Source organism: Candidatus Omnitrophota bacterium (assembly GCA_040755155.1).
Lineage (GTDB): Bacteria > Hinthialibacterota > Hinthialibacteria > Hinthialibacterales > Hinthialibacteraceae > JBFMBP01.
The window spans coordinates 1-25,800 of record JBFMBP010000020.1 but is presented as its reverse complement, the minus strand read 5'-3'; the positions used below and the strand labels follow the sequence as shown (position 1 = coordinate 25,800).

Sequence of the window (25,800 nt, the reverse complement as noted above, 5' to 3'; positions counted from 1 at the left end):
TTGCCCTTGAGATAGTAAATGGCGCTCCTCAGCGCATTCCCCAGCCGAATATTCAGCGCTAATTCATACATCCCCCGTTTTCAATTTGGAAAACGGGGGTATGCTTGTTACTCTTAATAACTCATGTTACGCAGCCTGGGAGAGCGGACGTATCGTCCGCAGATTGGAGTAGCGATCCAATACAGTGCATGGATTTTATTCTTCGTTGCTTTTTTGAATCGCGGACTTCGCGGATTCTTTAGGATTTCACGGAAAAAACATCGTAGAACGCTATACCTTAGGCTAACAGTTTTTCTTTTCTTTATTTCGTGTTTTTCTTTTTCATTTCGCGTTTTCGTGATTCAAACGACGAGAGTAAGAGATTCCTTTAATTACCCATTGCGCGAAACATGAGTTAATAAGAAAACGTTCTCCAATCCTTTTCATCCTAAAGCGAGATTCATGAAAAAAGCCTCCATTCTCACCATCGTCTTTTTTACGGTATTCCTGGATTTATTGGGTTTCGGCATACTCATTCCCCTGTTGCCCTACGTCATCAAGCATTTCGGAGCCTCCGCATTTCAGGGCGGCCTCTTGATGGCTTCTTATTCCATCGCTCAATTCCTCTTCGCGCCGGTTTGGGGACGTCTGTCCGACCGCATCGGGCGCAGGCCGGTGATTTTAGTCAGTTTGGCGGGATCGGCGGCGGGATATCTCCTCTTTGCTTATGCGCATTCGCTGGCATGGCTTTTTGCCTCGCGCCTGCTTTCCGGCGCGGCGGCGGCCAACATCGCCACGGCTCAATCCATCATGGCCGACTGCCTGCCGCCCAAGGAACGCACCAAAGGGATGGGGCTGGTGGGCGCGGCGATTGGTTTGGGATTCACGATGGGACCCGCCGTAGCCGGAATCGTGGGCTTGGAGCAACATTACAGCCTGCCCTTCCTCATTGCGGCGGCGCTTTCGGGCGCGGACTTATTATTGGCGTTGCTGCTTTTGCCGGAAACCATGATTCCGAACGAGCGCAATCATAGCGAACGGCGGCGATTTTCGCTGGAAATCCTGAAATCGGCGCTTAATGTCCCCTTCGTTCCTCGCCTGTTAACGGTTTCGTTGTTCTACTATATCGCATTCGCCTCGATGGAAAGTACATTGGGTTTTTATGTCGCCAATGTCTTCGGCCTTACGGACCGGCAAAACAGCGCTCTCTTGTTCGCCATTGGAGCCATTATCGTTTTCGTTCAGGGAGGCGTCGTAGGCCGCGCGGCGAAGCGGTTCGGCGACCGTCTCATGCTCTCGATGGGCATCGGCGGCGTACTCTTGGGACTGCTCTGCATTGGCTTGGCCCCTACGGCGGCGATGCTGGCGGCGGCGGCGTTTTTGCTGGCTTTCTCTTCCGGCTTCGTCATGCCCTGCATGGCCAGCATGCTCTCCCAATGCAGCGCGCAGGAGGTCCAAGGCGGCATATTGGGATTAAACCAATCCATGGCCAGCATGGGACGCATCCTCGGCCCCTTGATGGGAACCTATCTCTTCGACGCCTGGAGTCCCTCCACTCCCTTCTTTTTAGGATCGGCGTTTATCCTGGTTTCCCTATTTCTGATTTTCCCGATCAGATCGAATTCCACGAATCTAGTCTTGGAAAATCAGGAAGGAAATTAAGAACGGCGGGGTGGCGGGGCCGTAGGATGGGTCGCGTTTTTTGACCCATCAATCTTTTTCATCACTCATCACTCATCATTTTAATCTATCGCTGGTGGGAGAGTCGCCCGTTTTTTCTGGGGTGGATGGGCGGTCTTTCAATTCGGCGATTTCCAATTCGAGGGACAATAGTTTTTCTTTGATATCCACGCCCAGCAGTTCGATGGTTCGGCATATCGTAGCCATAATGGCGATAAGAAGTATGAATATTCCCATTAATGCTTTATAAAGACCGGCGCTTGCATTTCGATCCATCGCCCCTCCGATGAACAAGACGAAGACGATGATGGATACGAAAATCCATATAAAAGTAAATTCGATATTTCTATCGCGCCGCAGATTGATCTTGCCTTTCGATAGGATGTAAAAACTATAGGTTGCGCCTATGACGCAAAAGCAAAACAACAGTCCAAGCACAAGGCGCAACGCGTTGGGGAAGTCGTAAAAAGCGCTGAAGACGAGCGCGGCGGCGGAAGCGAGCGCCGTAACGATGCCGAAGACAATTCCCGCCATATTTTCAATTCGTTCCCATTGAGTTAATTCTCGTTCGATCATGGCTTTGACTTTCCTTTCATACTCCGCTTTCAGCGAAGGCGTTTGCTTTTCCGCGCCGAATAATTTTTCGCGCAAAGAAGGATCAAGCATGGCGTTCTCCTTTCGGCGCATCGGAAGGTTTACTTTCGGTTAAGGCTTGGCGAAGACGAGTTTTTGCGTGATAGAGTCTCGATTTGATGGTTCCGATCGGCGTCTGGGTAATGTCCGCAATTTCTTCCAAAGTGAAATTTTCCAAGAAATGCAAGGTAATCGCTTCCCGTTGGGGGAGATTCAACGACTCGATGGCGCGATGAACGTCGAGGATATCCTCGGGAGCAATGGCGAGATGGTATTCTTCCATAATATCGGCGGGAACATTTTCCTCTTCGTCGAGGGAAAGCAGCCGCTTGGATCGCCGGTAATGGCTCATGACCGTATTGCGCGCAATTTTGTACAGCCACGCCGCCAGGCTTTGGTCGTCCCGCAAGCGATGCAGCTGGCGCATGACTTTGATCCATGTCTCTTGCAGGCAATCCCAGGCGTCCTCTTCCGAATCGGTTAAACGGCGGACGTAATAAAAAAGCGGTTGTTCCCACATCTTGATGAGTTCTTCCAGCGCGGATGCGTCGCCCCGGCGATAGCGCAAGGCAAGAAGTTCGCAGTAACGTTTCCGTTTTATATCGTTCGCCATGTTGTTCTCCCTTATAAAGGACGCTGGAAGAGAGGAAAAGGTTCTATAGAGTGAAAAAAATCTTCCTTGGTGGGCTACGCATCGCTTTGAGCCCACCCTACGGATATGCAAAGGAAGGACAAGTATTTACATTTTTTCATTCCCTCCCGCCATAATTTGATTTAGAGTAAGGATTATCTTATTAGCGAGGGTTAAAAACGATGCGGAACCGTTTATTGTTTCCAGCGATATTGGGAATGCTTTTGTTGTTTTTGGGGAATGCGCCATCGGCTTTTGGCCAAGAGACCGCGATCGGATTCAATCAACAAGTCAACGGGACGCTGACGCCCGCCGCGCCATCGGCGACTTATACCTTCCAAGGAACGAGAGGCGTCTTGGTGGAAGCGCTGTTGGACCTTGCCGAATGGGACTTTTCCCTGCGGTTGACGCTGCTAGACGTGCGCAATCAGCCGATTTTTGTCAACGAAGGATTGAACGATCTCGATTTCGCCGGGGCTTATATGATCCAGACGATCCCCAACACGGCGACGTATAAATTTCGCATCGAATTTATCGGCCTAACGGAGCCGGTGGATTATACCTTTCGCATCCAGGTTTTGGGCGCCGACGAAGCCGACCGCAACATTCAGATCGGCGAAAGCAAATCGGGGTATATCGCTTCGATGACGGATCAGGACATCTTCAACGTCTATCTGCGCAAGGATACGCCCGTTTTCTTCCTCGTCCGCGCTCCTTATGGCATTCTCGATTCGGTGATGGGCGTCTTCGATCCAACGGGAAATTTAGCCGCCATGAATGACGATTATTTCACGTCCGCTTCGATGATTCTCTACAATCCTCCCGTCACGGGAACCTATATGGTTTTGATTCAAGGCTCGACGGAAGACGCCATCGGCCCTTACGAATTGGCCGTCAAGAACGTTCCTCTCTACAGTCCGCCGTTCGAGTTGACGGAAAAAACCGCTTTGCCGGGCGACGTTTTTGTTTATGAAATGTTGCTGTTCGAAGACCGAGTTTATATGTTTACCGCTACGGGGGTGGATGGCTTCGTTCCCATCGCCGCCCTGACGGATGCGAATATGGGAGTGTTATCTTCCAGCTCCCCCACAGAGGGATACGACTATGTCGCCATTCCCGGTTTTACACCCATCAGAGAAGAATCTTTGTTTTTCATCGTTGCGGGAGAAACACCGAGACAGTCCGGCGCTTTGGGCGTCGAGACATCGTTGATGGAGGACGAAGAGGACGGAGCCGTTCTGGAACATGGGATTTATCTTTCCGGCGTGATCGGCCCGATCGGCGATGCGGACGAATACGTCTTTACGGCGGAGGAAGGCAAAACCTATTCAATTCTCGTAACGCCAACATGGCATTATCTCGATCCGGCGGTGCGGGTGCTCGATTCCGCCGGGAATGAGGTCTATTTTAACGACAATTCCGCCGACGGCCAGTTCGCTTTGCTCAGCGGCATACAACTGGCGTCCGGCGTGTACCGCGTGCAGGCGTTCGCATCGCCCACGCAGGAATATTTGCAGCAATTGACTGGCGTATACATCATCCAATTCGCGGAAGGAACCACCTTCGACCGGGGAGAGCCGCGCATCTTCGAACCGTGGATCGATGTATCTCCCGCCGCTGCTGGAGTTCATATTTCCATCCCCACCGCCGCCATACTCGACGATACCTATCCGTTATCCGCCACCATGACCTTCGAATCCGGCTTGCCCGATTTCGTTTTTGCGATTCAAAAAGGCCAGCCGGTGGAAATCGATCTTCCAGCCAAGCCGGACGATATTTTTTTCATGACCATCACCGATTCCGCCTATACCAAGAACACGGCGATGGACATTACCCTGCCACCGCCGCGCATCGTGGCTGCGCATAGAGGAATGATGTACGCTTTAGCCGTCGATAAAGACAATGCGCTCTATTTTACGGATTCCCAAACCGGCTCCGTCATCAAAGCCGATATTTCCGGTGCGACGAAAACCCTCGTCGTTGGCGAAGCCACGGGCGGAGGAACGCTCGGACCCAACGCGCTCGCTTTCGACCATAACGGCGATCTCTACCTGTCCAACGCCCGCACGTATTCCGTGATGAAAATCTCTCCGGACGGAGCGACGCAAACGGTAGTCTCCGATTTGAATTTCCCCGTCGATATCGCTTTCGATAAAGACAACAACCTCATCGTCGCCCAGATCGGTTCGGATACGGTGGACCGCATCCGCCCCGATGGGACGAGAGAAACGCTGGTTTCCTCTATCCGCAATCCCAACGGCCTGGCCTTTGCGCCTGACGGAATGCTCTATATTTGCAATGCCGATAAGGGCAACAGCGGCATTTATCGCTTACTGCTAAATGGAACATTGGAAACGTTCATGGAGCCGTTTACCGACAGTTTGGAAGGCATGGCCTTCGACCAGGACGGCAATCTCTACGCCGCCGACGGCATGGCGGGCTTCGTCTACCGCATCGATCCCAACAAAAATTTCGTCGTCTTCACTCGCTGGATGTCGGGACCGGTCGATTTAGCCTTCGGCCGTGGAGAATACGCGAAAACCTTGTTCGCGACGAATATGGGCATCGAAGCCGCCGGTTATTATATGCAAACGTTGATCGCGATTCCAACAGGCCATGCAGGAATGCTGCTGCCTTACGGTTCGGTGGGGATTTTGGATTGGAGGATGTGGGAGGGGAAGGAGTGATGAATGATGAGTGATGAATATGGCATAGCCGAGATGGAAGAAGTAATGGAATTTAAGAGAGAGGCTATAAAATTACATTTTTTTGAATCACGAAATCACGAAAAAAAGAAGGACGCGAAAAAAGCGTAAATTCTTATAGATTGATGGGGGATAAAATCATTATGACCTTAATTAAAGAAAAGAAAATCTCGAAAACGAAAAAGAACGGTGGAGAGAAACTCATTGATTTTGTTAAACTTACGAAGATCGGGACCTATGCTCTTGTCGATAAAGAATTTATTGTTCCAAGAATGGAAGAACAACCTGAAAGAATTTATTTTGAAGAAGAGGAATACTACTACAGCATACGTTAAATCGTAAACAACTTCCCCGCGATCAGCAGCAGGAAAATGCCTCCGGCGATTTCTACGGATTGGCCGATGGAGGCGCGCAAGGTGCGCCCCATATAGAGGCCTGTCAGCGACATGGCGCCCGCCACTAGGCCGATGATGAGGCTGGGGCGCCAAGGCGAGACGTTCAGCACGCTGAATGCGAGTCCCATCGCCAGGGCGTCGATGCTGGTGGCCAGCGACAGCGTTACCAGAAACCACCCTCGCGAGCGGTCGATTTCCGTTTTCTTCTCGCCCGGCCAGATGGCTTCGTAAAGCATATGTATCGCTATGACGAATACGATGCCCGACGCCAGCCAATGATCCCAGCTTTGCGCCCAATGGACGAAGGGGCGCCCCGCGTACCAGCCGATAATCGTCATCATGGATTGGAACAGAGCAAAATGAAAACCCAGGCGGAAGGCCTGGCCTTTAAAGCGCTTGTTGGAGCCGACGACGAGACAGACGCTGAAGGCGTCGCTGCCCAGCGCCGCCGCCACGGCGAGGATTTCCCAGAAAGCGAACGTTTTCATGCCGTATAGAATGGCGCGGGAAACGCTTTCCGAAAAGCGCCATGAAACGGCGTTATTACTTTTTGGAATTTTTTTTGGGGGAGGCTGTTTTTTTCTTTTTGGTTTTTAAATACTTGTCGAATTCTTCCGGGGTTTCGATTTCGACGAAATCCGTCTCCCATCCCTCGTATTCCGTGTAATAATCGCAGTTGTCGGTCTTGTATTCCCGGCAGGTGACGGGGCGATTTTCGTAGATGGTGCAGATGTTGTCTTCGTTCAGCGCCGTGCACGTGGTGGGAAACTTGACCATCCACCGGTTTTTATCGATCAGGAGCGTGACGCCCTCATGCAGCAGATACCAGCGGATATCGTCAAAGGCGCGTTTGCTGCGCGGCTTGTCGATTTCCACCGTGATGTATTTGCAACATATGGCCAGGCAGCGTTCGCATAGGGATTCGGGTAGAATAGGGAACATGGCGGGTTTTGGCGTCCTCTTGGCTAGAATCGTCGGCGGCGCGAAGCGAGAATCGAAACAAATAAATGCACATCAGCTTGGGTTTCTACTCGATTCCCTTTATTATAAGAATTGCGCAAAAACTTACCAGGAAGCTAGGCGAATCGTTGGCATTTTCTCGCGGCTTCAGCCGAAGCGTTTTAACGATTTCTTAACGGGGGCTTAATCTTTCTCGAACGCGATCGTCATATTATTCCGTAGAAAGCGAATGGCATCGGATGACCGAAAAACGCAAAACCATTTATTTGTGCGGTCCCATCATGGGAGAGATCGACGGCGAAGCCAGGAGTTGGCGGGATATCGCCAAGCGATCGTTGAACGGCCGCTTTCACATGCTCGATCCCATGCGGCGCGATTTTAAGGATAACGAAGTCGACAGCGCCAACGAAATCGTCGAATTCGATCTGCAAGATATCCGCGACGCGGACATTCTGTTGGTCAATTATTGCAAGCCCAGCATCGGAACGGCGATGGAAGTCTTTTACGCCGCCCACGATTTGGGAAAGTTCGTCGTATCTTTCTCACCGATTCCGTTTTCGGATTGTAGTCCTTGGATGGCGAGATTCTGCACTAAGATTCTTCCCACATTGGAAGCGGCGATCGATTATATTCAACGCCATTTTCCACCGGCGGGCGACTGAAGTCGTTTGGCTGGGCGGGGCGCCCTGGGAGAGCGGGCATCTTGCCCGCATTCGCTTTCACGCCAATGAATCGCGTAGGGTGGGCTCAAAGCAAAGCGTAGCCCACCAGTATCTCTAACGAAAAGCGTTTCACAAGAGCAGCAAGGATTGAGGATTAATGATGAATATTGAGTCTCGAATCGCGAAAATCGATTTGCACTGCCATTCGTGGGCTTCCGACCGTCCTTCATTATGGTTGATGCAGCGGTTGGGATGCCCGGAAAGTTTTACTTCGCCCGAACAGGTGCGCGAAACGGCGATGCAGCGGGGAATGGATTTCGTCGTCATCACCGACCACAACACCATCGCGGGCGTGCGGGAAATCGAACATTACGACAATGTCGTCACCGGCGAAGAGGTTACGACCTATTTCCCCGGAGACGTGAAGGTTCACGTGGTCTGCCTGGGAATCAGCGACCGCCAGCATTTGGAAATTCAGGAAGCGCGGCAAGACATCTACCACCTCGTCGATTACCTCAATCAAGAAAACATCCTTCACTTCTGCGCCCATCCTCTCCATAAAGTGAACGGGCGGACGACCTGGGAGCATTTCGAAAAACTGCTGCTCTTGTTCAAGCGGCACGAAGTTTTGAACGGCACCCGCCTGCGCCGACTCAATCGCGTCGTGGAGCAAGTTCTCGCCCAATTGACGAAGGAGGAGATCGAACGGCTGGCCGACAAGCACGGCCTCGCGCCGGTAGGCGAACGCCCGTGGGAGAAGTTCGTCTATGCGGGCACGGACGACCATAGCGGCCTCTTCATCGGCACGTGCTATACGGAGGTGGAATTGGAGACCATGACGAAGGCGGGCCTTTTGGAAGGCCTGCGGCGGGGGAAGACCCGCCCCTGCGGCGCCAGCGATGGCTGCCTTACGCTCGCTCATCAGGTCAACAGCATCGCCTATCAATACTACCGCAGCAAGATGGGGCCGGAATCGGGCGAACTGCTCACCATACTCGGACGCATTTTCGAGCGCAACCGCCCCATGAAGATTCCATCGAAGGCCTATTTCGCTAAACGCCTGAAAAGGATTTTCAATTATTTCCGCCGTCCGCGGGGGGCCAAGTTGAACCTGATCGAAGAAATCCGCGAAATTATCCGCAACAACGTCAGTTTCAAGTCCCTCTTCGAAGAAGGCCATATGACGCGCGAGGAATACAACGAAAGCGTCTTCAACCTCGCCAGCGACGTTCTCGACGAGATGATCGTCCGCGTCGTCAACAAGCCCAAACTGCTGCACTATTTCATCCTCTTTGCGCCGGTGGTGATCGGCTCATATATGATGACCATGAAGAACCTGCACGGCGAGCGCGATTTGATCTACAAAGGAGAAAAATGGCTGGGCGTCAAGCGCAAGCCGAAAGTGGCCTGGTTTACGGACTCGTTTGTCAATATGGACGGCGTATCCAAAACCTGCCGCGTTTTTCTGGAAGCGGCGGTGAAGCGTGAGAAGGATTTGCGCATCGTTACGTCTCACTCTTCCGTTTTCGATGCCTGCGAAAACGTCGTCAATTTTCCGCCGGTGCAGGAATTTCCCACTCCCGGCTATGAAAAAGTGAATATCGCGGTTCCATCCATTTTGAAGATATTGAAATACATCGAAGACGAAGACGTCGATTCCATCGTAGTCAGCACCCCGGGGCCGGTGGGCGTGATGGGCGTGATTTGCGCCAAACTGTTGCGGGTTCCGCTCTACGGCATCTATCACACCGATCTGCCCCGCATCGCCCTGAACGTTTCCGACGATCCCATGTTCGCCGAGTTGGCGTTATTGCTCACGAAAATGTTCTACCGCTATGCAGACAAGGTATTCTCACCGTCGAAATGGTATTTGGAAGATATCCATAATTTGGGCATTTCTCCCGAACGGACGGCGATTTTGGAACGGTGGGTGGATACAAAGTTCTTCTCTCCCGCCCGCCGCCGCGAGAATTATTGGCCGATGAAAGCGGAATGCAAGATGCTCTTCGTAGGACGCATGTCCAAGGACAAAAACGTCGATCTGCTGGTGCGGCTTTACGAAACCTTGGCGCCTCGGTACGAAAATTTCGTTTTGCACTGCGTCGGCGACGGGCCGTATTTCAAGGAAATGCGGCGCAAAACCGCCTCCTTCTCCCGCTTCGTCATGACCGGTGCCAAGTTCGGCGACGACCTGGCCGCCGCTTACGCTTCCTCCGACCTTTTCGTTTATCCGGGCCTCTTGGACACCTTCGGCAACGTAATAATCGAGGCCCAGGCCTCCGGCCTTCCCTGCATTGTGATGAACGAGGGCGGCCCGCAGGAATTGATCGACCCGCGCGAAACCGGGATCGTCGCCCGGTCGGACGAAGGCTTTATCGAAGCGGTGTGCGGCTTATTGGAAGACGGCGCCAAGCGCCAAGAGATGGGACGAAAGGCGGCGGCCTATGCCGAGGAGCGGTTTGCGGAGGAGCGCATCTTTTCCGGCTTCTGGCAATCGATCACCGATTCCGATTTGCCGGAACCGGCCAAGCCGTCGTTCCATTTCGAACAACCGCCGCATCTGGGGGAGAAGATGTTGTCCATTGCGAAGTGATGATGGTTTTGGCTAACAAAACATCGCTGAGGTTGGCTTTGCTCGACCCTACGGATGCAAAGACATATCCACGCTGGAAGGGATTTTCGAAGGTATCCATAACAGTTTGCTTCCATCGCCGCTGAGAAGAATTTCTTGAACGATCTCCGCGCCATTGGTTTCGATTTGGCATTTCTTCCATTGCCCTTCGGCGTTTTTGATGAAAACAAATACTGCATTAGATCGTTTTTTCAATGAACTCCATTCGTTTAACGGCCTTACTACAACTACTCTTCCATCGTAAGAAGTTAATACATTTATTGATTTTGCATTCTCTTTTTCATTTCTTCGTTTCGCAACGAGTTGCGCCTTGAATTTGAATTCGATCCGAATAAGAGCGGCGGCAATAAAGAAAAACACGGCATCGATTTCCTGGAAGCGCAATTTTAATGGAACGATCCCGATAGAATAGAGATATCAGCAAAGACGATCGATGAGCCAAGATTTTTGATGATCGGCAAGATATTGGGAAAACATTGGTCGGCAGTTTTTACGTACAGGGGAGAGATAATAAGGATTATTTCCGCAAGACGCTCCCGAAAAGAAGAGGTTGACATTTATGAAGGCGAATGAGTTCGATAAAAAATTCGACGAAGGGATGGACATTACTCCATAGCTCGATCTATCCAAAGCGAAAAGGCCGGGACAGGAGCAGAAGCGGGTTAATGTCGATTTCCCCTTATGGATGATTCAATTATTGGATAAAGAATCGAAGCGCTTGGGCGTGCCCCGCCAATCCCTTATCAAAGTCTGGATCGCCGAGCGTTTGGAAAAGACGAAGGTTTGAACGACCAGACGAAGCAGCCCTTCCATTGCGCTCCCTTGCGCATCGCTTTATGAATTCATGGTAAACAAAGGCGGATCGCGCTTCTTTCGATTCGCTTTGCTTATTTACAAGTAGATTGCTTCCTGAATTTTTTTCTCTTCGCATATATTGGAGAAGAAACATAAAAAAACTCGCGACGTAAACGGTCAATCTTGTTAACTAGGGGGGGAATGAATATAGTAAGGAACAAACTATACATAAGGGGGAAACCGGCATCTTGGTCCAAGAAACCGTGCAAAATCCAGCGGCGGAAACGGCGGAAAATCCGCCTTCCGCGCCTGCTAAGCGTTCCCGGAAAATTGCCTTTGCCGTGACGGCGATTTTTCTAGGTTTCTTTATTTGTTATTGTCTGGTGGAGTTGGTTTTGCGATGGATGATTCCTTGTCCGCTGGGAACCAACCAATCCGCTATTTTCGCTTTGGATCCTTTGTTGGGGTGGAGCATCGAACCGAATCTTGAGGTCTGCTTTATCGGCGCCGACGGGGGGATCAGCTGGAAGCGCAGCAATCGGATCGGAACATTGGGGCCGGATGTCGATCTTCCCAAACCGAAGGGAACGATGCGGGTTCTCGCGGCGGGAGACAGCCATATCCATAGCACTCTATCCGAAAAGAAAACGTTTACGGCCAGTTTACAAAAAATTTTGGCGAAAAGCTATCTTCATGCCGACGTTATCAATGCGGCGGTCGGCAGTTATTCTCCCTATCAGCAATTGTTGCGCGTCCTTACATTGGCCGATTCTACTAATCCCGACGCAATTGTTTGGTGTTTTTACGGCGGCAACGATTTGGTGGATTGCGAGTTAAGCGACGGTCCAGCGATGAACGATTATATGCAGGGACGGTTGGCGCCTCTGGAAGCGGATTCCCGGCCTCTTGTTTTTCAGCAGCCGGACGATAATCATTTTCGTGGGCCGGTTTGGCGTTTTTTAACGGATCATTTCCGGTTTTTCGATCTTGTCGATTACTTGATTTTCGTCAACAGACCTGCGTTGAGTTGGAAAAAAAATGCCGAAGCTGTTTACAAGCAAAGACAAACGGGACCTCTCTCCAATCTTTCCTTGGAGCGGATCAAAGAGATCATTCCCGATGCCAAGGCGCATATCGCTTGGAGTTCCTGGTACGCCCAAGGAGCGAAGCAAAATCAGTACTTCTTTTTGCATCCCGAACGAACGGCGATCGCCAAATGCAAATTTCGAGCCATAATCGCTGCTTTCGGAGTATTGCAGGCGCGGAAGAACATGCCCGTCTATATGCTTTATATTCCCAATTTTTTGCAATCGCTGACGGCTGCGGAAAAGCCGTTCTCCACTTTTTCCCAAACGATCCTGATGTCTGATCTAGCCTTTGACGAAGAGTTGAAGCGATTGGCGCGTTCGTGGTGCAAGCAGGCGGGGATAAAATTTTTCGACGGTTTGCAAATGCTGCAATCCCAACCTTCCCCAAAAGAATGGTTCGAGAGAACGGACGGCCATATCACCAAGGAAGCGCAACGGATTCTGGCGGAAAGAATGGCGCCGGAAATCAATCGGGTAAACATCGTCAAAAGATCTTATTTCGCTATTCCTTCCCAATTTCTGAATAATTTGCCCGAACGCGAAAGAGAATTCGCTTTCCATCCGTGGCCAGGCGCGCCAATGTGGAAAGAGACGCCGCAAGAAAAAGAGGACGCTTATCCCGTCCATCTGAAAAGAATTCTGGCGATGGCGACGCCGGGGCCTTGGGTTGCTGGTTCCGTTTGGAAATTTATGGAAGTTCCCAAAAAAGATCTCTTTATCGATTTTTGGCAAACGAATGCGGAAAAAAAGGAGACGCTCGTCCATCGTCAAAAGGTTAAGTTGAATGGCAACAATTTGGAACCGATCGTTTGGTCGACTCCCAGTTGGTATAATAAAACTCCCATACCGAATTTGCCTGCGAGCGTAAGTTTGAATTATGCGGACGGCGAGGCGGCTTCGCCGAAGTATACGATTCAATGGCAATAGCCATTATAGGAAATCATGGATGGAGCCGAGGGCGCGGCTCTATCTGCTATTCATCCAGGAAAATCAGCTAAAGGGCAAAAAAAAATCCCTCTGGAGGAGGGTGCGCCAGAGGGGAGACGGTTCGGGAGGAACCGTAGCAGTTGGGAATGTGTGGTGTATGCGTGAGGGTGGGTTTATTTCAATTTGGTTATGCCTTTTCGGTTCGGTTTATCGTTTTTCTCTTCTCTTTTGAAACGTTATCTCTTTTCTCTCTTAAAAAATTCTATTAATAAAAACGCATTTCTAATGATTTCGTAACGCTTTTTTTCGACTTTTTTTGCTGGGGTTGTCAACAACAGCGATTCATGGCGAGCGGCAAGAGGTTAGTATAAGAAATTCAATGAGTTGCGAATGCGGCGCCTTCGAATGTGAATGGAATTAGGGCGTTCGCTTATTTTCTTCGGGAGGCAATGCTCCGAAGCGAACGTTCCATACGCCAACCTTGGCGCAAACATCCATCACATGGATTGTATCTTCCAAGCGGGAATTTCTGTCGCCTCGTATAATGACGGATTGATCGGAGAAATTTTGGGAGATGCGGGTCAGGAGGCCGGAGAGTTGATCGAGGGTAATTTTTCGCTGATTGACGATAATCGTTCCATCCTGCCGGAGGTTGACGACCAACTCGCCGAGGTTTCGTTTGGGAGTTGTAGCGGTTTCCGCCGTGGGAACGGTGATGGCGAGTTCGTTTTCAAGACGGGCGAAGACGGACGTTGTGATGAAGAAGATCAACAAAAGAAAAATAATGTCGATCATCGGCGCCATTGGGATGCCGGGTTCATCTTCGCGATAGCGGCCAAGAAAATTCATGTTCGATCCCTCTCAGCCTTTGCGAATCGTGGTTTTGCGTTTGGTTGCGTCCGTTGAAGAGAGCGCCTCGGCGATTTCCACCGCCACTTCTTCTACTCTTCCTACGAGAAATTGGACCTTTCCCCGGAAATAGAAGAAAATGCCCATACAAGGGATAGCGACGATCAAACCCGCCGCCGTAGTAACCAGCGCCTGGGCGACGGCGCTGGCTAACGCCACCGGCTTAACGGCGCTGATGTCGAAGGCGATGAAATTGAAGGCGTTGATCATTCCCAACACCGTGCCTAAAAGCCCCAGCATCGGCGCAATCGTGGCGATATCGGATAAATGGCGCGCCTTTCGCATCAAGGCTTCCGCTTCGCGGCGTCCGACGGCTTCCATCGTAGAAGAGACGCCGCCGGGATCGATGGCGCCGCGCGTTACGCCCGCCAGAATCACCTTGCCGAACATTCCTTTCGAGCGGCGGCACAAACGAGCGATATCGTCATAGCGCCGATCTTGGAGGTAATGCCGAATCTGCATAACCAGTTCGTTGGATACGACATTGCGTTCCGTTAAAGTTATGGAATAATAGATCGTCAATCCCAGCGCCAGGATGGATAATGCGCCGATGATATACATGACCCAGCCGCCCGCTTTCAACAGATCGTAAAGCGTCATTCCCTGTTCTTCCTCGCTCGCCGTTAATCCCGCCGGTGTCCCGGTAGCCGGGATCACTTCCGACGCTGCGCCGGTTTTTTGCGCCCATGCTCCTGGTCCGTCCAGCGAGACGAATAGGATGGAGAATAAAAGTAGAGCGATTGTCCATGGAATGCGCGTATTCATTGATTCTTATCCTTACTCGATTCATGCGCCGATCGATGAGGCTCCGTTTGCAGGTATGCTCTATCGATACTAATATATACCAACGAAAAGAACAACTCTTGGTTACGCCATTGCGCCTTTTCCTTCGATTTTCGCCGTCGGCGCATTATCATCGCCATCGAGGAGCCGCGGAGGCGAACGAATCAATCATAAACGATTTTAGGAAAAATCAATGCTGAAAGGAATACGTTTCGCGATTATCGTTTTAAGCGACCGCGCCGCCCTGGGAGTGCGGGAAGACGCCGCCGGACCGCTTCTGCGGACGTTGATCGAGAAGAATGGCGGCGAATGCGTCAGATTGGATGTCTTGCCGGACGACGCCGAACGGTTGCGAAAAAAGATACTCGATCTCGCAGTTTCCGGCGATTACGACGTTATCTTGACCTCCGGGGGAACCGGCATCGGCCCCCGCGATTGCTCGGTCGATGTCGCGCGCTCGCTCCTCGAGAAGGAATTGCCCGGCTTCGGCGAAGAAATGCGCCGCCGTTCTTTGGAAAAAACGCCCTACGCTATACTCTCCCGCGCCACGGCAGGCGTTGTTCATGACGTATTTCTTCTCAACCTTCCAGGAAGTCCACAAGGAGCGGTCGATTGTTTGACTTGGGTATTAAAACCGCTGGAACACGCCGTCCGGTTGCTGAAAAAACAGGTTGTTGATTGCCAGAGTCAATTGAAATAGGGTTTATTCCAATCGCCATTTAATTTGTCGCATTTAAAATCCCTCTCCCAAGATTGGGAGAGGTTAGGTGAGGGTTGATATTAGTGGATTTAATCCCTCACCCTGACCCTCTCCCAAAGGGCGAGGGAAAATGAATTGCGTAACATGAGTTATCAAAACCGCACGGGAATGTTCTGCCCTTGGCGGCCTCCGATGCCCCAGAAATGGATGCTGAAGTTAAAGGACAGATCGTCTTCCAGAAATGGATGTTCTTCATACTCCACTTCGAACAAGGCGTAAAAATCGTATAAATCTCGCAATAGGCCTACGCGGTTCGAACGAAATACCGAACTGTCCACATCGTATCGCGTCGAGTAATAAACTTGCCATTTTTTGGAGATGTCGTATCTCAGGCTGAAGATGAGGTCTTCTTGTCCTCCTTCTTCGTAATAGGGGGCGTTGTGATATAAGAAAGGAAATTCATAGGTATAAAATCCCGCGCTCAATTCCAGCGTTTTTACCGGATTCAAATTGGCGTAATAGTACGACGAGCGCACCAAACTGTCGTCGATGTCGTAGCGCAGCGTATTGCCCAGCGAAATCCAGGGAAAGGGGTAGATGCGAAACTCCTCGATCAGGTCGGAAAAACGATAATCGTCATGTTCAGCGGGATCGTCGAAATATTCGAAGTTGTCGTATTTCAAATTGCCGTCGGAAATCATGTCGAACGACGCTCCCGCCGCCAGGTAAGCGAAATCGCTGGAGAATCCCGCTTCGTTTTTCCCTTGAATCGTCGTGCGCACTAAAGACGAAACGCGGTGCATTTGGTATCGGATTTCGTCCGTTGGATCGATATAGGGAAAGCGCGCCGGTCCCGACATAATCTCTTCCAAAGCGTTATCTGGATGATAATAGCTGTATTGCAGAACCGGCTCCACAACCGCCCGCATTCGCGCGAAGCGGTCCAGAAAGGGATCGAACTCGTACGTGCGCCGCGTTGAGAGTTCCAGCCCTCCCTCCGGCATGGATCGCATTTCGGAATCGAAATCGTATTCCGTAAATTGATATCCTGCCAGGTTGGGATCGTCGATGGAACGCGACGGGTCGCCGTAATACGTTCCCCGATAGCCCAGCCAGGGCTTGAGATGAAAATTCGACGGTAGCGCAAGGGGGTACGACAGCGTCAGTTCCGCATCGTAGCGTTCCACGTCGTCCACGTAATTGGTTTGATCGAACAGGACGTTCTTGTTGATAGGATAGGTGGCGCCCTCCTCCCGCCGGTAGCGTCCATAATCCAATCGCATGACGGCGTAGATGCCTGAACCAAATAGCCGCATCGGGTATTGCTCGACATGGATTTCCGGCAACCGTTCCACGTAAGGCAGACCGTTGTAATAAAAAGGCTCGAAGCGGGAGGCGTAGGTGATGCGGGCGCTTTGGTCTTCCCAGGTTTTCGATAAATTGATAAAGGAGACGGGGTCTTTTTCGCTCTCTCTTACTTTCATCTCCCGCACCCGTTCCGGCCGCCGGAAATCCCAGCGGTATTCCGAATCGGAAAGCTTGTGTCCTTGGATTTGCAGCCGCATGTTGTAGGGCAAATCTTGCCCATAAGTGCCCGCGATGTGATAACGGTCGCTGTCTTCGAAAATATTGTCGTTGTCGGAGCCGTCTTGATCGATGTGGTATCCGTAGAGGAATCCTTTGGGGCCGTAGGGGCCGTTCACGTCGAATTCCGCTTTCGCGCCTTTGCCGAAGCCGATGCGCGAATAGTAATCGCCGTAGACGTTGAACGTATATTCTTCCGACATGCGGTAAAGAATGCGGTTGAAGACCGCCGTTCCCAGATGCCGATAACTTCCCACTTCGATAAAATAGGCGACGCGGTGTTCTCTCAGCGATTTCGTATAAAAGGGGGAATACATCAGAGGGACGCCGTTGGTGACGAAGGTGAGATTGTAGACCCACATCCTCTTATTCGGCATTAGAACTAATTTATCGTAGTCGATCTGGTAATAAGGATAGGGCATGTCGTTGGTGGTTACCATGCCGTCATGCATCGTATACACGCGCAGTTTTTGCGGTTCCGTGGCGCCTTTTACCGGCTCCGCCGTTCTCTCCTCGAAATCCAGCTGCTTGCCGCTGAAATAGACGCCGTCCGACAGTTCGGAGTTTTGCACGCCCATCATGCTTCCCGATTTGAAGGCGAAGTTGTATTGCAAGCTCTCCCCCCGCAGAATTGAGCCATGATCCCACAGCCGGGCGTCGCCGGTGGCGTTGAGGATTTCCGACTTCATATTGTAGACGAGATGTTGCGCCGTAACCGACAATTCCTCCTGCTCGATGGCGGCTAGTCCTTTTTCGTCGGGCGCGACGGTGAGAATCTCGTTGACGAAATCGTACTGGGGCGAGCCGCGCAAGATTTCCAAGGGAGGACGCCCCCCAGCATCCTGCGCCAACGCCGCAACGCCGCAGAAAAGATTCATTCCGATGGTGAAAAGGAGAAAAATCGAAAAACGCTCGCCCATGCTTTTATCGCTATCGCATCGTAATAATGGAGAAAAATCTCTGCTCCGTTTTTACCACGAGCCGATAGTATGGTCAATCTACAAGAGCCTTGCGGCGAGATTTTATTCTTGCGTACGATTACCAAAACGACTTATCGACAAGGCGGGAACGAGTATCGTGATGAAATTCCCCATTTCTCTAAAGCACTATTCTTCGTTTTCGGGGATTCGAACGAGAGGCGTTAATTGATATAGAAGTTCAGGAATGCGATTCGTTGCAATTTTCCATATTCTTTCGTATTGGATCTCTGCGTATTCATGGGCGATGATATGACGCTGACCGATGATTCCTTTCCAAGGAATTTCCGGATGAAGCGTTTTAAATTCAGCGGATATATTTCGCGCCGCTTCGCCTATGATTTCGATCAATCGTTCCACGGCGTGGCGAATCACCATATCGCATTCGAAATCCCGCCATGTTTTTCCCGAAATTATCGTTTCGATTTTCCGGCAAGCTTCCAACATATCCCACAAGTAGGTTGCGTCTTCTTTTTCACGCGGCATAAATCAACCTCCGCGTTTGAAGAATCCTTTTTTTTCGAAATGGATTGCGTATGGCGTCAGCCTCCAATAAATCGACCTTTCTGCCGAAAATCCCTTCCAATTCCTCGATCATCTCGACAATGTGCATCAAATCCCACGGCGCGTTTGGATCGAATCGGACGCAAACGTCCACATCGCTGTCCGGTCCGAAATCGTCCCGCAGCACGGAACCGAAGAGATAAAACTCCTTGACGCTCCATTTGGCGCAGAATTTTTCGATTTTTTCCCTGTCGATTGGAATGCGCGGCTCCATGATTCGCTGTTCTCCTAATTGCTAATATCGCCCTCGCATTAAGTGGTTATGCTTCCAAATAAGCGCAATGTATTAACTCATGTTACGCGCAATGAATAATTAAAGGAATCTCTTACTCTCGTCGATTGAATCGCGAAAACACGAAAGGAAAAGAAAAACGCGAAAAAAAGAAAAGAAAAACTGTCGATGCAAGTAATCGAGCTGCGAGAAAGATATTTCTGTGGAATCCAAAAGAACTCGCAATATCCGTGATTCGAAAATTTCGTGGATTTCGCGCCGTTTCGCGGTTTCGCGATTAAAAAACGCAACAATAAATAAGACCTGTCCATCGCTCTGGAACGGTCTTCCAAATTTGCGGGCAGGATGCCCGTACTCCCAGGCTGCGTAATATGATATGATAAGTCGAATAGTTCATTCTAACCGGCAATTCAATTTAGAAAGTCTTAAGAATCCCCCAACCGTTCCAATACCCAGGAGGGGATCCTGCACGTTTTCATGACGCTTTCGTCCCGGCGGCAACAGGCCATTTTGGTGATTCCTGCAGCGATGCGCGCTGGTTGGCCTTCCTCGCCGGTTCTTTCCGGGCAGACGATTTCGTATTGAAAAGTCAAATACGCTCCCCCCAACTCGGATATCCAGGTTTTGACCTCCAGTTTGTCGTCCAAGAGGGCGGGGGAGAGGTAATCCACTTCCGCCCGGCGGCAGACGAAGACGCAGTTGCGTTCGGCCATTTCCCGCAGCGTTAGCCCGTATTCTTCGACGTAGAGCGCTCGCATCCGTTCGAAGATTCTGAGATACTGCGCATAATAGACTACGCCTCCGGCGTCGGTGTCCGCGTAATAGACTCGGTAGGGATAAACGCGAATGGGAAAGGTCAAATTCAATCTCGATTTCTTCATGGAACCCTCGATGCGGTTTCGTACTTTGCTTTTGTTGGGACTTTTACTGCGTCTTCCTTTTCTTCCTGTCATCGGCTTCGAGCAGGATTTTATCTTCTTCTCCTCTTGGGCAAAATATATGGCCAACGAAGGCTTGCTCTCCATCTACGACCATCCCGAAGCCTTCGAGCATCGCCTAATCAACTATCCGCCGGTTTATCTTTACGTTTTATATTTATTAGCCAAGGTCTTCCGGCTGTTTTTTTCCGCGCCCTTCGAATCGCGCTTGTTTCTTTGCCTGATAAAGAGCGCGACGGTTCTGTTCGAAGCCGTTGCCGCCTGGGGGCTTTATCATTGGCTCGCCAAGCGGCGGGGCGAATCGGCTGGATTATGGGCGATGGCGCTTTATTACCTCAATCCCGCCGTCATTTACGTCAGCGTCTATTACGGCCAGGTGGACGCCATCTTCGCGGCGCTGCTGTTATTCTCGCTGCTCTGGCTGCTGGATGGGCGATTTTTCTACGGCGGGGCGGCGCTGGCGGCGGCGCTGTTGATGAAGATTCAAGCCTTGCCTTTCCTTCCGCTTTTTTTCCTGGTTCCTCTTTTGCGCAAGGGCGGTAAAGCCGCATTCATCGCGTTGGCGGGATTCGTTCTCGCTGCGCTGCTCATCTTATCGCCCTTTATCGCCGCGGGAAAATTGCCGACATTATGGCTGCGCTGCGTGACGGAAAATTTCCAATGGGGCCAAAGCGTAACCATCGGGGCGTTCAATTTATGGCGGCTGCATTCCGATCCTAATATCCTGCCCGAACGCATCTGGGGCTGGTTGTTCGGCAGCGATGGCGAATTGTCAGCCAATGCTCTTGTGGTTTATTTAACCTATAAGAATTTGGGGACGGCGCTATTCGGCGCGGCTTTTTTAGTAAGCCTTTACGCAATCGTTAAGCGCTCCAGCGAGGAAGGGATTCTCGCCGCCGTTTCCTTCGCCGCTCTCGCTTTCTACATGTTGCCAGTGAAGGTTCATGAGCGCTACTTGTTTCCTTTCTTCATTTTTTACGCCTTATTGGCCGCCGCCAGCCGATCGCGCCGCTGCTTCTACGCCGCTTTGACTTTCACTTTTCTTATGAATTTAATAACGATCTGTCCGCTTATCGGCGAGATTCGCCAAGCGTCTGAAATTGATGCTTCTCAAGGAATTTGGATTGCCGCCGCCAATGTAATTTTATTCGTCCTCTTTATTGCTTACGAATGGATTCTTCCCGCCAGTCCTCATCGCCGGTTTTCCATTATGGCGAATGCGCTTCTTTTCGCCATGTTGCTATCGGCGTTTTTGCTATGGGCGCGCAACCGGGGAAGGGAAGAGGACCCGCGCATCCTCTATCTTAGCCATATAAAGCCAGTCTTTTCGCAACAGGATTGGCCCGCTGTTCCTCCCGAACTGGCCGCCGATCCTCCGCCCGGCTATGGCGTGGGGATAGACCTTTCCACCGATGGAAATCAATTGCGCATCGGCGATCGAATCTACCGTTACGGCCTGGGCGCGCACGCCAAATCCCGCATCGAATACGACGTCCCCGGCGAGTACGATGTCTTTCAATGCTGGACGGGCGTGGACGCCGAAGCGTTGATGCTTTACGATGAGTATCCGGGATGGGGAACCGTTTCTTTTTCCGTTTTGGTTAATGGCGAAATGAAATACGAGGGACCGTTGACCATCCCCTATTCCCACCCATGCTTCGTCCTTGTCCATTTGCCCAAGAAAGAGGAAGGAACCAACCGCTTGACGTTAATCGTCGATAATGCGGAAAACGATACCAAGGGCGATCATGCCGATTGGGCGCTCGCCTGCGTTCTGCGCGCGGAGCGTCCGTAGGGGGATGGCGGGTTGTGCTTTACTTGGAATGATGAGTGATGAATGATGAATGACGGGGGCGGCAAGGCAAGACGAAGTCTGCCTTTGATCGATCTCTCAAGGGCAGGCTGACGCCTTGCCCTTGCCACCCATTGGAATGATTAAGCCCCTCTACCGAGAAATGGCCCTCGGCGATTGCAGGAAGAAAAGACCTGCCGCCCCGCCGTTGAAACAGCGGGCTATTATCGTTTGCCCCTTTAAAGGGGCATTTAAAATAGCCCAGCCTTTCAAGGCTGGGATGACGATGGTTGACGGGAGCGGCAAGGCAAGACGAAGTCTGCCTTTGATCAATCTCTCAAGGGCAGGCTGACGCCTTGCCCTTGCCACCCACTTTTTTTATGGCAGGCATGAAATTAAAGATAATCCTCTTACGATTAAAGAAATTAAAAAAATGGAAAAAAGAAAAAAAGGCGTTACTAGTAGTTTACGTATTCGTTTTCCTTATCAACTTTATGATATAAAGTACTTGACGAATGCGAATAATGGGGATAGAATTATTCTATGCAGAACCGAATCTTTCAAGATCAGCCTAAAGACGCTCCGGCGCTGCATGTGCACGCCATGAACGATCTTCGCTTCATTCGCCAGGTGATGGAGCGCTCCGCTTCTTTTACCGCCGTTCCCGGCTGGGGAATGATTTTGATGGGCGGCACGGCCATTATGACCGCCGTCATCTCTTCCCGCTTCGCCGGAACCGGAAATTGGCTTTATCTTTGGCTGGGCGATTCGATCCTTGCCATTTTAATCGGCATCGTTTCGATGGGGTATAAAGCCCGCCTGGCCAATTCATCGCTTTTTTCCGGCGCGGGGGGAAAGTTCATGCTTAATCTTATCGCTCCTATTCTGGCGGGGGTTCCGCTGACCGCCGTCTTGTTCCGGCAAGGAATGACAGACGCGCTTCCCGGTCTTTGGCTTTTGCTTTACGGCGTCGGCGTCATTACCGGCGGCGCGTTTTCCGTGCGCGTCATTCCCCTCATGGGCGCTTGCTTCGCCGCCGTCGGCGCTGTTACGCTCTTTCTTCCGACCGCATGGGGAAACTTCATGCTGGCTTTGGGCTTCGGCGGTTTGCATATTCTTTTCGGCGCAATCATCGCCTGGAGGCATGGTGGCTAAAAATAACGTTTTGCACAAAGACCATCCCTCCGCTTGTCCGGCGGACTCCGAAGATCTGCGCGTGGTGCACGCGATCTTGTCCAAATCCGATCCTGCGAAATTGGACCGGTTGATTCATGAACGCATCCGTCTAGGCATCGTCAGCGCTTTGGCTGTGAATGAAACGCTGACCTTCAACGAATTGAAGAAGATTCTTAACACCACCGACGGCAATCTCAGCGTTCATGCGCGCAAGTTGGAGGAAGCGCAATATATCGTTTGCGTCAAATCCTTCGAGGGCCGCATTCCCAAAACGGAATACCGCCTTGCTCCCGAAGGCCGATGTGCGCTAGAACGCTACCTGTCGCATATGGAGGCCTTGATCCAGGCCATGAAAGGACGCTGAAATTTTTTTTCAAGGAGTACTTTATGATGCAAAGCGCTTTTTGCCCATTGAATTCCGCTTCGTTCCATGTCGCCATCATTATGGATGGCAACGGACGTTGGGCCGTTCAGCGCGGGTTTCCTCGCGGCGAAGGCCATCGCCAAGGCTCCCACGCCGTGCGCCGCGCCGTGGAGGCGGCGCTTCGTCTGGGAGTGACTACGCTGACTCTTTACGCCTTTTCCTCCGACAATTGGAAACGCCCGATGTCCGAAGTGAATCTCCTTATGAGCCTCTTTTACGATTTTCTGCGCAAAGAACGGAAGCAATGCCTGGAAAACGGCATTCGCTTGAACGTCATTGGCCGCCGCGATCGTCTTTCCCGCAGCTTGCGCGCGGCGGTCGAAAGCGCGGAAGCGGCGACGGCTCAGGGCGAAAAGATGCTCCTGCGCATCGCCATCGATTATTCCGCCCGCGACTCCATTCTCTTCGCCGCCTCCCGGCTTGACGGAAGCGGCGATGCGACGCGGGAGAATTTCGCTCAGCGCCTGGCCGAGGTCAACCATGCCCATCCCGCCGTTCCCGACGTCGATCTGCTTATCCGCACCGGCGGCGAGCGGCGTTTGAGCGATTTTCTCCTCTGGGAATGCGCTTATGCCGAGTTGGTATTTCTTGAAACGATGTGGCCGGATTTCACTGCCGACGATATGGAAGCGGCGATCCGGGAATTTCACCATCGGGAGAGAAGATTCGGCGCTCTGCCCCAAGCGGCTACGGCTTAGGCGATCGTAATGATGGGCTACGCTTCGCTTTGAGCCCACCCTACGCGACTTCCGTTGCCCCTTGTCCCTTTGATCTGATCCGGAGAAAGGGAAGATAAAAGAAAAGTCGCTTTCCACCTGATTTTTACGATTTCTTGTCTAGACAATGGGGAGCATTTTAGGAAATTTTCCCCATCCCATTATAGGAGAAGAATGAATCATGCAAAACTCATTGAATCACGTCATAACATCGATTCGCCAATCAAAGATTGTACGCCTTATAGGAGTAGGCATTCTTGTTCTCTTTCTCCAAATACCGATATTCATGATCGGAAGCTTAGTGAACGAGCGTCAAGGTCGGCAGCAATCCGTTATTGAAGAAATTTCTTCAAAGTGGGGACAATCGCAATCTATCAACGGGCCTGCTTTGATTGTTCCTTATACGTATCAATGGAACGAGATGAGTGCGACCGGTCAACTAATTAATCACACCGAGACTCGGCATGCGATTTTTCTGCCGGAAAAGTTGCAGGTTGCGGGAAAATTGGATTGCGCCGCTCTTTTTCGGGGGATCTATTCCGTTCCGGTTTATAAATTGAATCTGACTGTTTCAGGCGTCTTTCCTGCACTGAATTTTAAAGAACTGGGAATTGATCCGGCGAGCGTTATCTGGGAACGCGCTCAAATTACGCTGGGAATATCCGATGCGCACGCCATTCAAGAACAAACCGAAATATCTTGGAACAGCAACCGGTTTCCCTTTCTTCCTGGCGTAGAATACTGCACGGGAAGTAATACCGGAATTCACGCCTTAGTGGCGATCAATGCGGAAATCCAACAGTACGAGTTCGCGTTTCCCCTTGCGTTGAACGGTAGTGTGGGCTTGTTTTTCGTTCCTTTTGGACAGGAAACGATTGTCGATCTGAATTCCAATTCGGGCAATCCTAGTTTTCAAGGCGCTTGGCTTCCCATCGATCGAAGCGTATCGGATAACCATTTTATCGCAAAGTGGAAAATACCTTTCCTAGGCCGGAATTACCCCCAGGCATGGACGGGACAAACTGATTTTCGTGAAAACATTCAGAACTCACGGTTCGGAGTCAATCTGATCGACCTTATGAATTCCTACCGGATGGCTGAACGCAGCGTCAAATACGCCAGTCTGTTTATCCTCCTTACGTTTACCATAGTTTGGCTGATCGAACTACTGGCAGGAGTCCGCGTTCATCCGATCCAATACCTATTGCTGGGCGCCTCTCTGTGTATGTTCTATCTGCTGGAACTGTCTTTGATGGAACACTTGGGCTTTTTACTCGCTTACGTTCTCGCCTGTATGGCTGTTATAGGAATGACGGGTTCATATAGTTATTCGATTTTTCATCGCTTTAAGCAAACGGCGATTGTGGCCGCCCTGATCGCCGGGCTCTATGCTTACTTGTACATCCTGTTGACCAATGGAGATTACGCGCTTCTGATTGGATCGCTCGGTCTATTCGTAATTCTTGCTGTAGTCATGTTTATCACCCGCCGAGTCGATTGGTATAACTCCGAGATCCCGGCAAGAGAATAGGAATGTTTATTCGCTTCCTTCTTTGATGAAATTCCATCTGATTGCCGTGATGTATCTCTTCCTTCATCGGGATTGCCAATTCTGGTGAAAACGAACGGTTATTCCGGGAAGGAAACGATCGCTTGTTCCGGGACGAAAAATTTGAGCAAGGAAACGAAAATCGAGATCAATATCACCCTGGCGAATTGAGGCTGGGGGACTGGGGGAAGTGGTGGGCTACGCTTCGCTTTGATCCCACCCTACGGCTTTGAGCCTACTCTACGACTTGAAAAAGGGAGAGGAACGATGACGGTTCGGCAAATGTTTTGCAAAGAGGCATCCTCGCGCCTCATTTCCCGCGCCCCGCCAGTTTTATTTCTCCTCCCCCAAGTTGGGGGAGGTTGGGAG

Annotated in this window: 24 protein-coding genes and 2 pseudogenes; 15 read left to right on the top strand and 11 right to left on the bottom strand. The window is 51.1% G+C overall.

Annotation, left to right across the window (positions count from 1 at the left end):
• Positions 1 to 441 precede the first annotated feature (441 nt).
• Positions 442 to 1,641, top strand: coding sequence for an MFS transporter (locus AB1656_02360; GenBank protein MEW6234206.1), 1,200 nt, complete (start codon positions 442 to 444; stop codon positions 1,639 to 1,641).
• Between the two features lie 75 nt (positions 1,642 to 1,716).
• On the opposite strand, the gene AB1656_02355 is transcribed toward AB1656_02360, so the two are convergent.
• Both AB1656_02355 and AB1656_02350 read right to left on the bottom strand, forming a co-directional pair.
• Entirely contained in the window at positions 1,717 to 2,325 is a 609-nt protein-coding gene (locus AB1656_02355) for a hypothetical protein (GenBank protein ID MEW6234205.1), read from the bottom strand.
• On the bottom strand, positions 2,318 to 2,905 hold the full coding sequence (locus AB1656_02350) for a sigma-70 family RNA polymerase sigma factor (protein ID MEW6234204.1): 588 nt from the start codon (positions 2,903 to 2,905) through the stop codon (positions 2,318 to 2,320). Before AB1656_02350 ends, AB1656_02355 begins: the two co-directional genes overlap by 8 nt.
• Before the next feature lie 200 nt (positions 2,906 to 3,105).
• Between AB1656_02350 and AB1656_02345 the strand changes: the two genes are divergently transcribed.
• Genes AB1656_02345 through AB1656_02335 form a run of 3 tightly spaced genes read left to right on the top strand, consistent with a single transcriptional unit; the run spans position 3,106 to position 5,963 of the window.
• Positions 3,106 to 5,610: an NHL repeat-containing protein gene (locus tag AB1656_02345; GenBank protein ID MEW6234203.1), complete on the top strand. Its 2,505-nt coding sequence runs from the start codon at positions 3,106 to 3,108 to the stop codon at positions 5,608 to 5,610.
• Between the two features lie 3 nt (positions 5,611 to 5,613).
• Complete coding sequence (locus AB1656_02340) at positions 5,614 to 5,739, top strand: hypothetical protein (protein MEW6234202.1); 126 nt, start codon at positions 5,614 to 5,616, stop codon at positions 5,737 to 5,739.
• Positions 5,740 to 5,771: 32 nt separating this feature from the next.
• A complete protein-coding gene (locus AB1656_02335) occupies positions 5,772 to 5,963 on the top strand; it encodes a hypothetical protein (protein ID MEW6234201.1) in 192 nt (63 codons plus the stop codon).
• Here the strand turns inward: AB1656_02335 and AB1656_02330 are convergent.
• Positions 5,960 to 6,511: a manganese efflux pump MntP family protein gene (locus tag AB1656_02330; protein ID MEW6234200.1), complete on the bottom strand. Its 552-nt coding sequence runs from the start codon at positions 6,509 to 6,511 to the stop codon at positions 5,960 to 5,962. The two genes, AB1656_02335 and AB1656_02330, sit on opposite strands and share 4 nt — an antisense overlap.
• Positions 6,512 to 6,566: 55 nt before the next feature.
• A complete protein-coding gene (locus AB1656_02325) occupies positions 6,567 to 6,965 on the bottom strand; it encodes a YkgJ family cysteine cluster protein (GenBank protein MEW6234199.1) in 399 nt (132 codons plus the stop codon).
• Positions 6,966 to 7,222: 257 nt separating this feature from the next.
• Here AB1656_02325 and AB1656_02320 point away from each other — a divergent pair, with 257 nt between their 5' ends.
• Positions 7,223 to 7,645: a nucleoside 2-deoxyribosyltransferase gene (locus tag AB1656_02320; protein MEW6234198.1), complete on the top strand. Its 423-nt coding sequence runs from the start codon at positions 7,223 to 7,225 to the stop codon at positions 7,643 to 7,645.
• A 157-nt stretch (positions 7,646 to 7,802) separates the two neighbouring features.
• Positions 7,803 to 10,238, top strand: a complete 2,436-nt coding sequence (locus tag AB1656_02315; GenBank protein MEW6234197.1) for a glycosyltransferase — start codon at positions 7,803 to 7,805, stop codon at positions 10,236 to 10,238.
• A 48-nt stretch (positions 10,239 to 10,286) separates the two neighbouring features.
• Here the strand turns inward: AB1656_02315 and AB1656_02310 are convergent, their stop codons facing one another.
• Positions 10,287 to 10,472 (bottom strand): hypothetical protein, encoded by a 186-nt coding sequence (locus AB1656_02310; protein MEW6234196.1) that lies wholly within the window; start codon positions 10,470 to 10,472, stop codon positions 10,287 to 10,289.
• 108 nt (positions 10,473 to 10,580) lie between these two features.
• Between AB1656_02310 and AB1656_02305 the strand changes: the two are divergent.
• From AB1656_02305 to AB1656_02295, 3 genes and pseudogenes are all read left to right on the top strand, one after another.
• A pseudogene (locus tag AB1656_02305) lies at positions 10,581 to 10,850 on the top strand (BrnT family toxin).
• Positions 10,837 to 11,064 (top strand): annotated as a pseudogene (locus tag AB1656_02300) (CopG family transcriptional regulator). Before AB1656_02305 ends, AB1656_02300 begins: the two co-directional pseudogenes overlap by 14 nt.
• 256 nt (positions 11,065 to 11,320) lie before the next feature.
• A complete protein-coding gene (locus AB1656_02295; GenBank protein ID MEW6234195.1) occupies positions 11,321 to 13,087 on the top strand; it encodes an SGNH/GDSL hydrolase family protein in 1,767 nt (588 codons plus the stop codon).
• A gap of 417 nt (positions 13,088 to 13,504) precedes the next feature.
• On the opposite strand, the gene AB1656_02290 is transcribed toward AB1656_02295, so the two are convergent.
• Entirely contained in the window at positions 13,505 to 13,936 is a 432-nt protein-coding gene (locus tag AB1656_02290) for a biopolymer transporter ExbD (GenBank protein MEW6234194.1), read from the bottom strand.
• A 12-nt stretch (positions 13,937 to 13,948) separates the two neighbouring features.
• Positions 13,949 to 14,761: a MotA/TolQ/ExbB proton channel family protein gene (locus tag AB1656_02285; GenBank protein MEW6234193.1), complete on the bottom strand. Its 813-nt coding sequence runs from the start codon at positions 14,759 to 14,761 to the stop codon at positions 13,949 to 13,951.
• A 211-nt stretch (positions 14,762 to 14,972) separates the two neighbouring features.
• On the opposite strand from AB1656_02285, the gene AB1656_02280 reads away from it, so the two are divergent.
• Complete coding sequence (locus AB1656_02280) at positions 14,973 to 15,479, top strand: MogA/MoaB family molybdenum cofactor biosynthesis protein (protein MEW6234192.1); 507 nt, start codon at positions 14,973 to 14,975, stop codon at positions 15,477 to 15,479.
• 152 nt (positions 15,480 to 15,631) lie between these two features.
• Here the strand turns inward: AB1656_02280 and AB1656_02275 are convergent, their stop codons facing one another.
• The 4 genes from AB1656_02275 to AB1656_02260 form a co-directional block, all read right to left on the bottom strand.
• Positions 15,632 to 17,983 carry a hypothetical protein gene (locus tag AB1656_02275; GenBank protein ID MEW6234191.1) on the bottom strand — a complete coding sequence of 784 codons (2,352 nt, stop codon included), beginning with the start codon at positions 17,981 to 17,983 and terminating at the stop codon, positions 15,632 to 15,634.
• A gap of 186 nt (positions 17,984 to 18,169) precedes the next feature.
• Complete coding sequence (locus AB1656_02270; GenBank protein MEW6234190.1) at positions 18,170 to 18,526, bottom strand: HepT-like ribonuclease domain-containing protein; 357 nt, start codon at positions 18,524 to 18,526, stop codon at positions 18,170 to 18,172.
• Complete coding sequence (locus AB1656_02265; protein ID MEW6234189.1) at positions 18,516 to 18,818, bottom strand: nucleotidyltransferase family protein; 303 nt, start codon at positions 18,816 to 18,818, stop codon at positions 18,516 to 18,518. The genes AB1656_02270 and AB1656_02265 overlap by 11 nt, the downstream gene beginning before the upstream one ends.
• A gap of 443 nt (positions 18,819 to 19,261) precedes the next feature.
• On the bottom strand, positions 19,262 to 19,717 hold the full coding sequence (locus tag AB1656_02260) for a thioesterase family protein (GenBank protein MEW6234188.1): 456 nt from the start codon (positions 19,715 to 19,717) through the stop codon (positions 19,262 to 19,264).
• A gap of 10 nt (positions 19,718 to 19,727) precedes the next feature.
• On the opposite strand from AB1656_02260, the gene AB1656_02255 reads away from it, so the two are divergent.
• From AB1656_02255 to creD, 5 genes are all read left to right on the top strand, one after another.
• Complete coding sequence (locus tag AB1656_02255; protein MEW6234187.1) at positions 19,728 to 21,569, top strand: NPCBM/NEW2 domain-containing protein; 1,842 nt, start codon at positions 19,728 to 19,730, stop codon at positions 21,567 to 21,569.
• A 540-nt stretch (positions 21,570 to 22,109) separates the two neighbouring features.
• The gene (locus AB1656_02250; protein MEW6234186.1) at positions 22,110 to 22,721 is read left to right on the top strand and encodes a hypothetical protein; all 612 of its coding nucleotides are present in this window, start codon (positions 22,110 to 22,112) and stop codon (positions 22,719 to 22,721) included.
• Positions 22,711 to 23,106, top strand: a complete 396-nt coding sequence (locus AB1656_02245; GenBank protein ID MEW6234185.1) for a transcriptional regulator — start codon at positions 22,711 to 22,713, stop codon at positions 23,104 to 23,106. The genes AB1656_02250 and AB1656_02245 overlap by 11 nt, the downstream gene beginning before the upstream one ends.
• Before the next feature lie 26 nt (positions 23,107 to 23,132).
• On the top strand, positions 23,133 to 23,864 hold the full coding sequence (locus AB1656_02240) for a di-trans,poly-cis-decaprenylcistransferase (GenBank protein MEW6234184.1): 732 nt from the start codon (positions 23,133 to 23,135) through the stop codon (positions 23,862 to 23,864).
• 199 nt (positions 23,865 to 24,063) lie between these two features.
• Positions 24,064 to 25,413: a cell envelope integrity protein CreD gene (gene creD / locus AB1656_02235; protein MEW6234183.1), complete on the top strand. Its 1,350-nt coding sequence runs from the start codon at positions 24,064 to 24,066 to the stop codon at positions 25,411 to 25,413.
• Positions 25,414 to 25,800 lie beyond the last annotated feature (387 nt).